The following is a 14626-nucleotide window of genomic DNA, read 5'->3' as shown; positions in this document are numbered from 1 at the left end:
CTTTAAAGTAGAAACATCAAGAATTCGCTGACACGTCGTTACAGACGGGTCCGCACACAGAATTTCTTGACGACCATAGAGCATTGGAACCACCTGATCCCATCCCGAACTCAGCAGTGAAACGATGCATCGCCGATGGTAGTGTGGGGTTTCCCCATGTGAGAGTAGGTCATCGTCAAGATTGAATTCCGAGACCCCTGTCTGCTAACGCAGACAGGGGTTTTGTCATTCTGGGGCCAGAAAAACCGTAGACGTAAAAAAGCCAGCCTCTGAACCCAGGGGCTGGCTTTTTTATAGGAACAATGGAGCTTATTGTCGTAGCCTCAGAAACGAAGGCGGCGCAGTGCTCACTGTCACTCCAGTTCGTATTCATGCGCAAACGTGAGAGCGGGGGAATCAATTTACTGGCAGGACATAACAATGGAGAGCTCTGAAGTTTAACTCGAAGCGTTTTTTGCCTGATCTTCCGAGCTGTTGAGATAGCGTGTGATGACTTCAACCGCACGATTGAGGTGATGCTCAAGTAACTTCACCGAGCGTTCGAAATCCCTGTCTTCGGCAGCCTGCAATAGTGCCCGGTGATCATCCTGGGATAGTTTGCCCAACCCCATGGCTTCCAGATTGAAACGCAGGAAACGCTCCTCTTCATTCAACCCGTCTTCGACCAGTTTCAACAGGCGGCGATTGGGAGCCCGGCAGTAAAGCTTCATATGGAAGAGTCGATTGAGCCGGCCGATCTCCGTGTAGTCGTGCTCGACCTCCAGTGCGTCAATGTATCGTCGAGCCTGTTCAACGTCCTCGTCCTCAAGCAGCGGAATGGAGAGGCGCAAGGCTTGCGATTCCAGCAGGATTCGCAGCGCGTAGGTCTCCACGGCATCACCCTGGACCAACGGTGCGACGATAGCGCCTTTATGAGCGATCACGCTGAGCAGGGCTTGTGCTTCTAGCTGACGCAAGGCTTCGCGAACGGGCATGCGGCTGACACCGAACAGATCGGCAAGATCCTGCTGTCGCAGGGCAGTACCACAGGGAATGCGCCCGTCGAGTATCGCCGAGCGCAGGGTTTGTTCGATCACCGAGCGTGCCAGATGTGAAGGAATCGGCCCGTTGACCTTGATACTGCTGAGAGGGTTGGGCTTCTTTGTCACAACAACGCACCCTGATTAACAAATTGTTTTGGATCCAAAGGACACTAGTGACTGCTTGGTGGCTTGTCAAACAGGCGTCCATTGCCTTGATTACAGTTTAGCGCGGCGCCGATGATCTCATCGTGCCATTGTTTTTTTCGGGTCTAACCTTCACCATTCAAGAGACTCCCTCCTGCCCACCCTGGATGTCTCGCATTGGCGGTACGTTTACCGATCCCCCGGATTTTAAGCTGGTTGTGCAGCGCACTGCTGCTGGCTGCTGCGATGCTGGGCAACCTGAGCGCCGACTGGGATTTTTCCGTGATCAGCCGGCGAGCGCAGGCATTGTACGGACCTCTGGGCGAAGGTCAGCAGCGCATCAACGATTGGCAGTATTTGTTGGCCAGCCAGAAGCAGATCGGTGAGCTGGAACAACTCAATGTCGTTAACCGCTTCTTCAACAAACAGGTGCGGTACGTCGAAGACATCGACCTGTGGCACGAGGTCGACTACTGGGAAACGCCGATCGAAGCACTGTGGAAGGGCGCCGGCGATTGTGAAGACTACGCTATAGCCAAGTACTTCAGCCTGCGCCATCTCGGCGTACCCAGTGAAAAATTGCGCATTACATACGTCAAGGCACTGACCCAAAACCGTGCGCACATGGTGCTGACCTACTATTCAACCCCGGAGGCCGTGCCGCTGGTGCTGGACATCTTGATCGACGCCATCAAACCGGCCAGCCAACGAACGGATTTGCTGCCAGTCTACTCTTTCAATGCTGAAGGATTGTGGCTACCGGGCACCAAGGGAAACAAGAAGGTCGGTGATACCAAACGCCTGTCGCGCTGGCAGGATGTGTTGAAAAAAATGCAGGCCGAAGGTTTCCCGGTCGAGACGACTCACTAGGAGCATGCGTTCAGATGTCATTGTTCAAACAGCTGTTGATAGCTATCTGTCTGTTCCTGGTCGTTGCCTTCACCGGCAGCTTCATGGTCAGTCTGGAGAGCTCGCGCACTCAGTACGTCAATCAGTTGCGCTCCCACGCCCAGGATGCAGCGACAGCCCTGGCGCTGTCACTGACGCCGAACATCGACGATCCGGCGATGGTCGAGTTGCTGGTCAGTTCGATTTTCGACAGCGGTTACTACGCGAGTATTCGTGTGATCGACGTCAAGACCGATCAGCCTTTGGTCGAGCGCACGGGTATCCCGGCAGTCACTAACGTACCGGAGTGGTTCGTCAAACTGATCGGCCTGGAGCCGGCCGGTGGCGATGCGATCGTCAGTCGTGGCTGGGAGCAGGCGGCGCGGGTCGAGGTGGTCAGCCACCCGATGTTCGCAGTTGCCAAATTGTGGCAAAGCGCATTGGGTAGCCTGGGATGGTTGCTGCTGTGCGGTGCGGTCAGTGCCGGGCTCGGCGCGCTATTGCTGCGCCAGCAATTGAGGCCGCTCGATTACATGGTCCAGCAATCCCACGCCATTGCGCGGCGGGAGTTTCTCAGCCTGCCGGAGCTGCCGCGCACCCCCGAATTGCGGCGGGTGGTGCAGGCCATGAACCAGATGGTCGAGAAGCTCAAAGCGCTGTTCCAGGAGCAGGCCGAGCGCAGTGAAAAACTGCGGGCCGAGTCCTATCAGGATACGTTGACCGGGTTGGCCAATCGGCGTTATTTCGAGATCCAACTGAATGCGCGGGTGAGCAATCCGGAACAGGCCAGCTCCGGTTATCTGCTGCTGTTGCGGGTCAAGGACCTGGCGGGCCTCAACCAGCGTCTCGGTGGTCAGCGCACCGATGAGGTGCTCAAAGCGGTCGGTGAGCAACTCTCTCGCGAGTGCGCCAAATACCCGGAAACCCAGAACCTTGTGACCCGTATCCGCGGCGGCGAATTTGCCGTACTGGCGCCGGGCCTGGTACGCGAAGAAGCACTGCATCTTGCACAAAATCTCGACACTGCCTTGGCCAGTCTTCACGCCACCGGAGCCACGGATGTGGCGTCCGTTGCCTCAATTGGCCTGGCACCATTTGCTCACGGCGACTCACCGCAAGCCGTGCTCAGCCTCGGCGATCAGGCGCTGGCTCAGGCTGAAAGCCAGGGTGAGCAGAACTGGGCATGCCTGGAACACAATCTATCGGCCAGCGTCGGCGACGATCACCATGCCTGGCACAGCATGCTCGATCAGGCGCTGACTCAGCGGCGTTTCGAGTTGTATTTCCAACCGGTCGTGGCGGCCCAGGACACGCAGCTGGTGCTGCATTACAAAGTGTTGTCGCGACTGCTCGACGAACACGGTCAGACCATCCCCGCCGGGCGTTTCCTGCCATGGCTGGAGCGCTTTGGTTGGACGGCCCGACTGGATCAGTTGATGCTCGAGCGGGTGCTTGAGCAAATGAGCGAACATGACCAGTCGCTGGCATTGAACCTCTCTTCGGCGACTCTCACCGACCCTCAGGCGCAGAACAAAGTCTTCGAGCTTCTGCGCACGCATTCCAACCTCGGTCCACGCTTGACCCTGGAAATCGGCGAAGAGCAATTGCCCGAGCAAGCGGTACTGGAACAACTGACCCGCCGTCTGCGCGAACTCGGTTTCTCATTGAGCCTGCAACGTTTTGGTGGGCGTTTCAGCATGATCGGCAACCTGGCGCGGTTGGGGCTGGCCTACTTGAAGATCGACGGCAGCTACATACGGGCGATTGACCTAGAGAGTGACAAGCGTCTGTTCATCGAGGCGATTCAGCGGGCCGCACACAGCATTGATTTGCCGCTGATTGCCGAACGGGTCGAGACGGAAGGCGAGTTGTCGGTGATTCGCGAAATGGGGTTGTATGGGGTTCAGGGACAGTTGTTTGGTGAGCCCAAGCCCTGGCAGTAAGTCGTTACATCTGGTGGTCGGTCATACAGCCCAACTGGAGAAATGGATGCTTTATTCAACCCGCATAGTTTTTATTCACGGACTGATCGGCCCACTCAATAAAACCTTTTTGATGGATGGAGCGCAGTCTACGCAAATGCTCGCTCCAGACATGCTCGGCTACGGCTCCTTGGCCGAAGTCGATCCTGCAATGATTAGCCTGGATGCCCAAGTCGAGTATCTGCACAAGGAAATCGATGCAGTCTCTGCAACACATGACCGTTGGTACCTCGTAGGGCATTCGGTCGGTGGTGCAATTGCTGCACTTTTTGCCGCGACATACCCAGATCGCGTGGAAGCCGTGATAAGTGTTGAAGGCAACTTCACATTAGATGACGCTTTTTGGTCACAAAAGCTGGCAAAGATGCCTCTTGAAGAAGTCCAAGCCAAACTGGTGGAAGACCGTTCAGAACCCGAGAAATGGCTACATGGCGCTGGAGTAAAACCCACCGAGGCAACCTTGTTGGCGGCTGCAACCTGTCTTTCGTTTCAGCCGGCAAGCACACTTCAGCAAATGGCAGCTTCAGTCGTTGATATCACGGGCAACCCTGCCTACCTGAAAGGAATCGAAAGCTGGGTTGATAACATTCCGCTCCATCTTATTGCAGGCGAGCGATCAGCCAAGGGATGGCACATTCCGGCCTGGGTCAAAGAGAAGGCCGCGTCATATCGAGAAATGAAAAACTGTGGACACCTGATGATGCTTGAGGATGCCCACCAATTTTCATCCGCTATATCCGCCATCATCGAAAAAAGCTAAAGCTTCTTTGAATCGGCAGTAGCCTAGAGACTTCTTGGGCTGACTTGTTTTTTGGTGTCTCGCTCAAACTTTAAGTTGTGATGTGACACTGGAAATAATGTGTTGCAATAACTCTACTTGGGCTTGTTTTTAATTGTTTCTACAGTGCCACTAATGCAGTGGCATATTAATTAATTTCTCCATGTTGGCGAACTTTCAGAAGCGTCCTACATTTTTCGTGTTCTGTTTTTGTCATGCTTTGTCGCGGCTTCGGCCACCGGGAACAAGCGCAGTTGAAATCCAACTGATATATGACCGTACTTCTATAAAGGCCATGGATGTCCTACTCAGGCAAACTTTCCGCTCATTACCTTGCGCTCGCAAAAAATCCTGTTTCCGATCAGCATTTTGCGGGTGAGGACGTTCGTTTTTCAAACGAGTTTGAGGCATTGGAATGTGAGTTGGCTAAGGCAAGCTCCATGCACGAGACCGGTCAGGTTGACTGGTTGAAAGTATGCGAAAACAGCGAAAAGTTGTTGCGCACTCAGTCGAAGGATTTGCGGGTTGGCGTCTGGTTGACCTGGGCGTTATACCAGCGTGAATCGTTCCAGGGGCTGTCGGCTGGTCTCGGTTTGCTGCACTACCTTTGCGAGCATCATTGGGTGGATGTTCTCCCCGAAAAATCCCGAACCCGTTCCGCGGCGATCAGTTGGTTGCTCCCGCGTCTTGAACAGGTGTTGAACGAAAACGTGGCAGTAAAAGAGCAACTGCCACTGTTCCGGCGTTTGGTAGAACATCTGGAAGGCCTTGATGCGGCCTGCACCAAGCATCTGGGCGACGATGCACCGTTGCTGCTGCCGGCTTCTCGCCGCCTCAAGACAATGGTCCAACGCGCTGCTGACAACTCCTCGGAGCCTGGCGTGATGGAAGTCGCGGTGGCCCAAGTCAAGCAGGCTGCGGCGCAGTTGTTTATGCCAGGGGCAATTATCGATAACGAGAAAGAGGCTCACAAGGCCCTGCGAGCGCAACAGGAAAATGCCCGTCCGTTGTGTGCATGGTGGCTCAAACAGAAAGCCACCGACTTACGCGCTCTGCGCCTCAATCGAACAATGCTGTGGTTGCCGATCGATACAGTGCCTGAGCGCAATGCAGAGCAAATAACCGTTCTACGCGGGTTACCGGCAGACAAGCTCAAGGAATATCAGGAGCGTTTCGGGCAGGCCAAGTACGCCGATCTGTTGGTGGACCTGGAAGCGAGTCTGGCGAAGGCACCCTTCTGGTTCGATGGCCAGCGGATGGCCTGGGAATGCTTGCAAGAATTAAATGCCGAAGGGGCAATGCGCGAGGTGGAAATTCACTTCGCACTTTTGATTCAGCGATTGCCCGGCATCATCGAATTACGGTTTCACGACGGCGCTCCCTTCGCCGATCCGGCCACCCGTGCCTGGGTCAGCGCCAGTGTCATGCCACATCTGCAACGCACCCAGTCACCGCACAAGGTCATCGTCAACGACACTCTGCCGGACTGGGAGCGGGCCTTGGAAGAGGTCATGCCAATCTTGCGCAAAGACGGCCTCAAGGTTGCGGTGCAATGCTTCAAACAAGGATTGCAGACCGCCCATGGCGGACGGGCGCGGTTCTTCTGGCAGTTCGCCATGGCGCGGCTTTGCTTCATGGCCAAAAAATACGAACTCGCAAAAACCCAACTTGAATCGCTCGACCAGGCACTACAAGGCTCAGGCCTACACGCCTGGGAACCCGCCCTCGCACTGGATGTGCTGCATTTGCTGCATGGCTGTTGTGAATTGTTACCGCAGAACCATGCAGTACGTGAATGCAAGGAAGAGGCGCATCGCAGGCTGTGCAATCTCGACCTCGAAGTAGTACTCGAATAGGCCCCTGGTCCCCATAACAGCAAGGAGAAAAGTCATGGCCAAAGAAGGCTCTGTCGCCCCCAAGGAACGCATCAATGTCACCTTCAGGCCCACCACAGGCGGTGCCCAGGAAGAGATTGAACTGCCACTGAAGCTACTGACCATCGGCGATTACACCCAGCGTGTGGATGAACGCAAGGTCGAAGAGCGCAAACCGATCAGCGTCGACAAAATGACCTTTGACGAAGTGCTCTCCAAGCAGGAGTTGAGACTGACGTTGAGCGTACCGAATCGCCTCCAGGAGGGGAGCGATATCGACGAACTCGCAATGAAACTGCAGATCAATTCGATGAAGGACTTCAACCCGGCAAGCGTGGTTCAGCAAGTACCAGAGCTGAGAAAACTGATGGAGTTACGCGATGCACTAGTGGCTCTCAAAGGTCCGTTAGGCAATGCCCCCGCATTCCGCAAAGCCATTGAAGACGTGCTTGCCACTGACGAGTCCCGTGATCGTGTACTCGTTGAGCTGGGCCTGAGCACCACCGTCCCGAATGCTTGAGTCTCCATCAGCCAAGGAAGCCAATTATGAGCACTAATACAGCGCATCAGCAGAGCAGCGAGATCGGTGAATACAGCATTCTTGACAGTATCATCGCCGAAACCCGCCTGACTCCGAATGATGAGGCCTACGATATCGCCAAGCGTGGTGTATCGGCATTTATCGAAGAATTGCTCAAGCCGCAGAACAGCGGCGAACAAGTCAAAAAAGCCATGGTTGACCGCATGATTGCCGAGATCGATGCGAAGCTCAGCCGTCAGATGGACGAGATACTGCATCACCCGGACTTCCAGTCATTAGAGTCGGCATGGCGTGGTTTGCAGTTGCTGGTCGACCGAACCAATTTTCGCGAAAACATCAAGATCGAAATTCTGAATGTCTCCAAGCAAGATCTGTTGGACGACTTCGAAGATTCGCCGGAGGTCATGCAAGCCGGCCTGTACAAGCACATTTACACTGCTGAATACGGTCAGTTTGGTGGTCAGCCGTTTGGCGCGATCATCGCCAACTACTTCATGTCTCCAAGCTCGCCAGACGTGAAACTGATGCAGTACGTTTCCAGTGTTGCCTGCATGTCTCATGCACCCTTTATCGCCGCTGCCGGTCCGAACTTTTTCGGACTGGAAAGCTTTGCCGGGTTGCCTGATCTCAAGGATCTGAAGGATCACTTCGACGGTCCGCAATTCGCTAAATGGCAGAGCTTCCGACAGTCGGAAGACGCGCGTTACTTCGGATTGACGGTGCCACGTTTTCTGTTGCGCACCCCGTATGACCCGGAAGGCAACCCCGTGAAATCGTTCGTTTACAAAGAAACCGTTGCCAACAGCCATGAGCATTACTTGTGGGGCAATACGGCCTATACGTTCGGCTCTCGACTGACAGACAGTTTTGCCAAATTCCGTTGGTGCCCGAATATTATTGGCCCCCAAAGTGGTGGCGCGGTGGAAGATCTGCCTCTGCATCATTTCGAAAGCCTGGGCGAAATCGAAACCAAGATTCCGACCGAGGTACTTATCTCCGATCGGCGCGAATATGAGTTGGCGGAAGAGGGCTTTATTTCCCTGACCATGCGCAAAGGCAGCGACAACGCAGCATTCTTTTCGGCGAGCTCGGTACAGAAACCGAAGTTTTTTGGTCTCGGCGCCGAAGGCAAAGCAGCAGAGTTGAACTACAAACTCGGCACTCAGTTGCCGTACATGATGATCGTCAATCGATTGGCCCATTACCTGAAAGTACTGCAACGGGAACAGCTTGGTTCGTGGAAAGAACGCACCGATCTTGAGCTGGAGTTGAACAAGTGGATCCGCCAATACGTGGCAGATCAGGAAAACCCAAGTGCCGAGGTTCGTGGCCGTCGCCCTTTGCGTGCCGCGCAAATAAGCGTCAGCGATGTTGAAGGCGAACCGGGCTGGTATCGGGTCAGTTTGAACGTGCGCCCTCACTTCAAGTACATGGGGGCCGATTTCACCCTGTCGCTTGTTGGCAAACTGGACAAAGAGTAAGCGCTGCGATCATGAGTGGATATGGCAGCCTTTTCGAACGCCTGAGCGGCGAAACAGATAAACGCAATGGCTGGAGCCGTGAGGTTTCCGTGATGTCGTCCGTGGCTGCCCATCTGACCAAAATGCTCAGTACCCGTGCGGGCAGTGTGCAAACGCTGTCCGACTACGGGCTTGCGGACCTCAATGATATGCGCCTGAGTCTGCACGACACACTGCGCCAGGCCCGTCAGGCTATTGAAGTATTCATCGAAGCCTACGAGCCCCGTTTGAGCAGAGTGCAGGTCATCTCGCAGCCGAGTGACGATCAGCTTCGCTTGGCTTTCTGCATTGAGGGTCTGTTGGAAGTCGAAGGTTTGAAACGTCAGGTCAGATTCGCCGCGTGCCTGGATGGCAGTGGTCAAGTAAAGGTTCACTAGGGAGACACCAATGTCCAACTACTTATCTTGTTCACTTACCAGCCACGAAACCAACCCGATTGCAGCTCTCTGCAAACGCAGCGTTTTTATACGCATCGGCACTGGATATCGAACAAGGCATACATTTCGTGTCCTTTAATCAGTACTACCTAAGCGAACTTACTGCACTTCGCCAGTTAGGTCGTCGATTCACCGAACGTAATCCGGCATTGGCGCCTTTTCTGGGGCAAGCCGGTCGGGACCCCGATGTTGAGCGTTTGCTGGAGGGCTTTGCATTCCTTACTGGCCGCTTGCGGCAGAAGCTTGATGACGAGTTACCCGAGCTCAGCCACTCTCTGATGCAGTTGCTGTGGCCGAACTACATGCGGCCTTTGCCGGCCTTCAGTATTTTGCAGTTCGACGCATTGAAACATTCTGGTCCTGCGGTGGTGGTCGAGCGAGAAACGCCCGTCGAAAGTTTGCCGATCGATGAAGTGCATTGTCGTTTCCGCACCTGTTATCCGACTGAGGTTCAGGCTTTGAAACTGGTCGCGCTGACTTACTCGGTGAAGGGCGATGGTTCGCTGTTGAGTCTGCGCCTGGACATGAACACCAATGGTCACCTCGGCGAGCTTCAGTTGAATCGCCTTCGTCTGCACTTCGCCGGGGAGCGGTGTGTCAGCCAGATGCTCTACCTGAGTCTGCTGCGAAACCTTGATGGTATCGAGTTGGTTCCGCTGGATGGTGATGGTCAACCAATCAAGGAGGCCAACGGTGCTGCGATGGTTTTCAGACTGTCCAGTGAACACGTTCAGCCGGTTGGGTTTTCGGAAGAGGAAGCGCTGATCCCTTACCCGTTGAATACATTTCGCGGTTATCGCTATCTACAGGAATACTTCGCCTTCCAGGACAAATTCCTGTTTGTCGATGTCCTCGGCTTAGACCTGCTAAAGACGTTACCTGAGGCCGAGCTCCAGCGGATGCACGGACTTGAGATGCGTTTTGAGATTCGCAAGAACACCGCTCGGCAGATACGGCCAACGCTGGATAACGTGAAACTCTACTGCACGCCGATCGTTAATTTGTTCAAACACGATGCACTTCCGATTCGTCTTGATGGCAAGCAGGATGAACACCTGCTGCTTCCTGCGAACTTCGGTCTGGAAAGTTGCGGGGTGTTCTCCGTAGAAACCGTGACAGGTTGGAAACCCGGTGGTTTTGGCTACCAGAAGTATGTGCCGTTCGAGTCTTTCGAACATGATCCCAGTTTCGATGTTCCGACCAATCGCCCCCACTACAGCGTCCGTCAACGATCTTCGCTCTCGCACGATGGGCTAGACACCTACCTCAGCTTCGGCATTCGACAGATAGAGGCCGCCGAAACCTTATCGATCGAGTTGATGTGCACCAATCAGAACCTGCCTCGAAGACTCAAACTCGGCGACATCTGCATGGCCTGTGAGCAGACGCCGGAATCTCTTAGCTTTCGCAACATCGCGCCCGTCACGTCGAGCTTCGCACCACCCATCGGCCGAGACTTTCTCTGGAAGTTGATCAGCAACATGTCACTCAATTACTTGTCGCTGGCTGACGTCAATGCACTGAAGGTGATTCTCGAAACCTATGACCTGCCGCGCTACTACGACCAGAACGCAGAGAAGGTCAGCAAGCGGCTGCTCGGCGGGCTCAAGTCGATCAAGCATCAACACGTTGATCGTTTGCACCGTGGATTACCGGTGCGCGGGTTGCGTACGGAGCTGACCATTAACCCGGAAGGCTATATCGGTGAGGGAGATCTGTTTGTTTTCGCGTCGGTACTCAATGAGTTTTTCGCCCTCTACGCCAGTCTCAATTCGTATCACGAGCTGCAGGTAAACAGTACACAAGGAGAGGTGTACCGATGGACACCCCGTATGGGCATGCAGCCTCTGCTTTGAGCAGGCTGAGCGGTGTAATACGTGAATATTCGTTATTTCAGGCTGTGCTGTTGGTGATCGACCGGCTGCGTGCGGCACACCCGCATCTGACTGAGGACGATCTATACGACCTGTTGGAATTCCAAGCTAATCCGAGCCTGGGATTCCCATGCAGTGATGTCGATCGTGTGGAGTTTTTCGAGGAGCATGGGCAGATGCGCGCTCGCTTGCGCTTCAATCTGATCAGCCTGGTCGGTGCGGGTTCACCACTGCCGGCGTTTTATGGTGAGCAAGCGTTGGGCGACAGTGAAGACGGCAATTCGACCCGTCATTTTCTCGATGTGTTTCACCATCGGCTGCAGCGACTGATGCTGCCGATATGGCAGAAGTATCGCTATAGCGCCCGTTTTCAAAGTGGTGCACGCGATCCTTTTTCCGCGCAGCTGTTTTCACTGATCGGCCTTGGTGGTGACGCAATTCGCCAGGCTCAAGAACTGAACTGGAAGCGCTTGCTGCCTTATCTGGGTTTGCTCAGTTTGCGGGCTCATTCGGCGGCATTGATCGAGTCGGTGCTGCGTTACTACTTCAAACACTCCGAATTGACTATCGAACAGTGTATTGAGCGTCGCGTGGAAATTCTCCTCGAGCAGCGTAATCGCTTAGGAAACAGCAATAGCCGGCTCGGCGAAGATCTGGTGCTCGGCGAGCATGTCCGCGATCGCAGCGGCAAATTTCGTATTCACATTCGTGAACTGAATTGGTGTCGTTTCCACGAATTCCTGCCGATCGGCTCCGGTTATCAACCCTTGTGCGCACTGGTGCGGTTCACATTGCGTGACCCGCTCGATTACGACATTCGCCTGGTTCTGCATCAAAGGGAAATCCGTGAGCTGTGCATCGGAGAGCACAACGTCTGCCGTTTGGGATGGACCAGTTGGCTGGGTCGAGAAAGGGCAGACGGCATGGTGACCTTGGGTAGCAAAATTCATTAAGGACGTGAGCCATGATCAATGTAGATCTACAGCAACTCATACAGGCGCTGGACGCCGAAACCCGTCGTGATCTGGAGCGCTCGGCCGAGCGCTGTGTCGCTCGGGGCGGCAGCGTGGTCCTTGTCGAAGATCTGATGCTGGGCCTGCTGGAGCGTCCGCAAAGTTTGCTCGTTCGTGCCTTGCAAGACGCCGGTGTGGATGTCACCGAGGTGAGCGCCGTATTGCAATCACAGGTCGAGCACAGCGCTTCGCGCAACCCGGTGTTTTCCCCGCAACTGGTGCAATGGTTTCAAGATGCCGTGCTGGTGGCAAATCTCGAGTTAGGCCAAAGCGTGGTTGATCAAGCAGCGTTGATACTCGCGCTCCTGCGCAATCCGATTCGTTATGCTGGCAGCCGGTATCAGCCCTTGCTTGCGCAGCTCGACATTGATCGCCTGAAGGCATTCGCCTTGTCCCGGCAGGCGGAGCCGGACGGTGGAAAACGGGTCGGGTCATTGGAGTCTCTGCTAGACCGATTTACCCACAATCTGACTCAACAGGCTCGGGAAGGTGAGCTCGATCCGGTGTTGTGCCGCGACGGCGCAATCCGCCAGATGGTCGACATCCTTGCCCGGCGTCGCAAGAACAATCCAATCGTGGTCGCAGAAGCCGGTGTCGGCAAAACCGCCCTGGTTGAAGGACTGGCCTCACGCATCGTCAGCGGCGAAGTGCCGCAAGTTCTGAAAGGCGTTGAGTTACTGTCGCTCGACCTCGGGCTGTTACAAGCCGGAGCCAGCGTCAAAGGTGAATTTGAGCGTCGCCTCAAAGGTGTGATCGAAGAAATCCAAGCTTCTTCGACGCCAATTATCCTGTTCATTGACGAAGCTCACACGCTGATTGGCGCAGGTGGCAATGTTGGCGGATCCGATGCGGCCAATCTGCTAAAACCGGCGCTGGCCCGGGGTGAACTGCGCACCATTGCTGCCACCACGTGGGTGGAATACAAAAAATACTTCGAAAAAGACCCGGCGCTCGCGCGTCGATTCCAGCCTGTGAAGCTGCAAGAGCCCACCATCGAAGAAGCGGTGACCATCCTTCGTGGTCTGGCTCAGGTCTACGAGAAAAGCCACGGAATCTATCTGCGTGACGACGCCGTTGTCGCGGCCGCTGAACTCTCTGCCCGTTACCTCGCCGGTCGCCAATTACCGGACAAGGCAGTGGATGTGCTCGACACGGCTTGCGCCCGAGTGCGCATCAGCCTTGCTGCGGCTCCGGAACGCCTTGAGCGTTTGCGTGGCGAACTGGCTGAAGGTGGTCGTCAGTGCCAGGCCCTTCGGCGAGATGCCGAGGCTGGACTACTGATCAATCATCCAGCGCTGGATGCTTTGATGGCGCGTCTGGAAGTCGCTGAAATCGAGCGGTGTGCCCTGGAAGTCCTGTGGGCTGAGCAGAAGCAACTGGCGCAGCGCCTGCTTGAGTTACGCCAGCAGTTGGCCAAGGCCCGTGAAACCAATGGCAATTTGGATGACGCGCAAAGCATCACACCTCTGGAAACAGAACTGAATGAAACCCACTGCGCCCTGACGGCTGCGCAAGTCAAAGAACGTCTGGTCAGCTTCGAAGTTTGTCCGCGCCTGGTCGCAGAGGTGATCAGTGCCTGGACGGGTGTGCCGTGGGCACAACTGGCCCGGGAGCATAGCGACAAGGTCGCGAGTTTTTCCACAGACCTGCGCGCGCGCATTCGTGGTCAGGAGCAAGCCATCCGCGTGCTGGACCGTTCGATGCGCGCCACTGCTGCCGGACTGAACAAACCTGAAGCGCCAGTGGGCGTGTTTCTACTGGTCGGGCCGAGCGGTGTCGGCAAGACCGAAACCGCCTTGGCGTTGGCTGATTTGCTGTACGGCGGCGATCGTTTCATTACCACCATTAACATGTCCGAGTTTCAGGAGAAACATACGGTGTCGCGGCTGATCGGCGCGCCGCCTGGTTACGTCGGTTATGGCGAGGGGGGCATGCTTACCGAGGCCGTGCGCCAGAAACCGTATTCGGTGGTGCTACTCGACGAAGTCGAAAAAGCCGATCCGGATGTGCTGAATCTCTTCTATCAGATATTCGATAAAGGAGTCGTCAATGACGGCGAAGGACGCGAGATCGACTTTCGCAATACGCTGATTCTGATGACCTCGAACCTGGGCAGCGATCTCATCAGTGAGCTCTGCAAAAATGAAGCGCGACCAACGAGTGAGGTACTGGAACAAACAATCCATCCGGTACTGAACGAACACTTCAAGCCTGCACTGCTGGCGCGTATGCACGTGGTGCCGTATTACCCTGTAGACGGCCCGGTATTACGCGAGCTCGTGGAAATCAAACTCGGGCTTTTGGGCCAGCGCCTGAATCGTCGACAGTTGGATTTCAGCTATTGCCAGGGTCTCGTCGATCACGTGGTCGAACGCTGCACCCATCGAGAAAGCGGTGCACGGTTGATTGACCGATTGTTGGATCAGCACGTGTTGCCGTTGGTGACCGATCGTTTGCTCGATGCCATGGCTACCGGCGAAATCGTCAAGCACGTGCATGCCACCCTCGCTGACGACGCCAGCGTTACCTGCGAGTTCGCTTGAGATGGGCGTT

11 protein-coding genes and 1 rRNA gene are annotated in these 14626 nt (G+C 55.2%); 11 read left to right on the top strand and 1 reads right to left on the bottom strand.

What is annotated here, in order from left to right; genetic code table 11:
• Positions 1–65: 65 nt before the first annotated feature.
• Positions 66–181: ribosomal RNA gene (gene rrf / locus QYH43_RS26155) — 5S ribosomal RNA — on the top strand.
• Positions 182–437: 256 nt separating this feature from the next.
• Here the strand turns inward: rrf and QYH43_RS26150 are convergent.
• Positions 438–1148, bottom strand: coding sequence for a GntR family transcriptional regulator (locus QYH43_RS26150; RefSeq protein WP_095057678.1), 711 nt, complete (start codon positions 1146–1148; stop codon positions 438–440).
• Positions 1149–1343: 195 nt separating this feature from the next.
• On the opposite strand from QYH43_RS26150, the gene lapG reads away from it, so the two are divergent.
• From lapG to tssH, 10 genes are all read left to right on the top strand, one after another.
• Positions 1344–2036: a cysteine protease LapG gene (gene lapG, locus QYH43_RS26145; RefSeq protein WP_095057677.1), complete on the top strand. Its 693-nt coding sequence runs from the start codon at positions 1344–1346 to the stop codon at positions 2034–2036.
• A 14-nt stretch (positions 2037–2050) separates the two neighbouring features.
• Positions 2051–3997 carry a cyclic di-GMP receptor LapD gene (gene lapD, locus QYH43_RS26140; protein WP_095057676.1) on the top strand — a complete coding sequence of 649 codons (1947 nt, stop codon included), beginning with the start codon at positions 2051–2053 and terminating at the stop codon, positions 3995–3997.
• Between the two features lie 46 nt (positions 3998–4043).
• Complete coding sequence (locus QYH43_RS26135; protein WP_095057675.1) at positions 4044–4796, top strand: alpha/beta hydrolase; 753 nt, start codon at positions 4044–4046, stop codon at positions 4794–4796.
• 317 nt (positions 4797–5113) lie between these two features.
• Positions 5114–6670: a type VI secretion system protein TssA gene (tssA, locus tag QYH43_RS26130; RefSeq protein WP_301158435.1), complete on the top strand. Its 1557-nt coding sequence runs from the start codon at positions 5114–5116 to the stop codon at positions 6668–6670.
• Positions 6671–6704: 34 nt separating this feature from the next.
• Positions 6705–7208, top strand: a complete 504-nt coding sequence (gene tssB / locus QYH43_RS26125; RefSeq protein ID WP_095152948.1) for a type VI secretion system contractile sheath small subunit — start codon at positions 6705–6707, stop codon at positions 7206–7208.
• 26 nt (positions 7209–7234) lie between these two features.
• Positions 7235–8710 carry a type VI secretion system contractile sheath large subunit gene (gene tssC / locus QYH43_RS26120; protein ID WP_301158434.1) on the top strand — a complete coding sequence of 492 codons (1476 nt, stop codon included), beginning with the start codon at positions 7235–7237 and terminating at the stop codon, positions 8708–8710.
• A gap of 11 nt (positions 8711–8721) precedes the next feature.
• Positions 8722–9126: a type VI secretion system baseplate subunit TssE gene (gene tssE / locus QYH43_RS26115; protein WP_301158433.1), complete on the top strand. Its 405-nt coding sequence runs from the start codon at positions 8722–8724 to the stop codon at positions 9124–9126.
• 128 nt (positions 9127–9254) lie between these two features.
• Positions 9255–11042, top strand: coding sequence for a type VI secretion system baseplate subunit TssF (gene tssF / locus QYH43_RS26110; RefSeq protein WP_301158432.1), 1788 nt, complete (start codon positions 9255–9257; stop codon positions 11040–11042).
• Entirely contained in the window at positions 11006–12013 is a 1008-nt protein-coding gene (gene tssG / locus QYH43_RS26105) for a type VI secretion system baseplate subunit TssG (protein WP_301158431.1), read from the top strand. Before tssF ends, tssG begins: the two co-directional genes overlap by 37 nt.
• 11 nt (positions 12014–12024) lie before the next feature.
• Positions 12025–14616, top strand: a complete 2592-nt coding sequence (tssH, locus tag QYH43_RS26100) for a type VI secretion system ATPase TssH (protein WP_301158430.1) — start codon at positions 12025–12027, stop codon at positions 14614–14616.
• Positions 14617–14626: the final 10 nt, after the last annotated feature.

This window comes from Pseudomonas sp. C32, assembly GCF_030417915.1.
GTDB lineage: Bacteria > Pseudomonadota > Gammaproteobacteria > Pseudomonadales > Pseudomonadaceae > Aquipseudomonas.
This window is presented reverse-complemented; position numbering and strand designations above follow the sequence as displayed.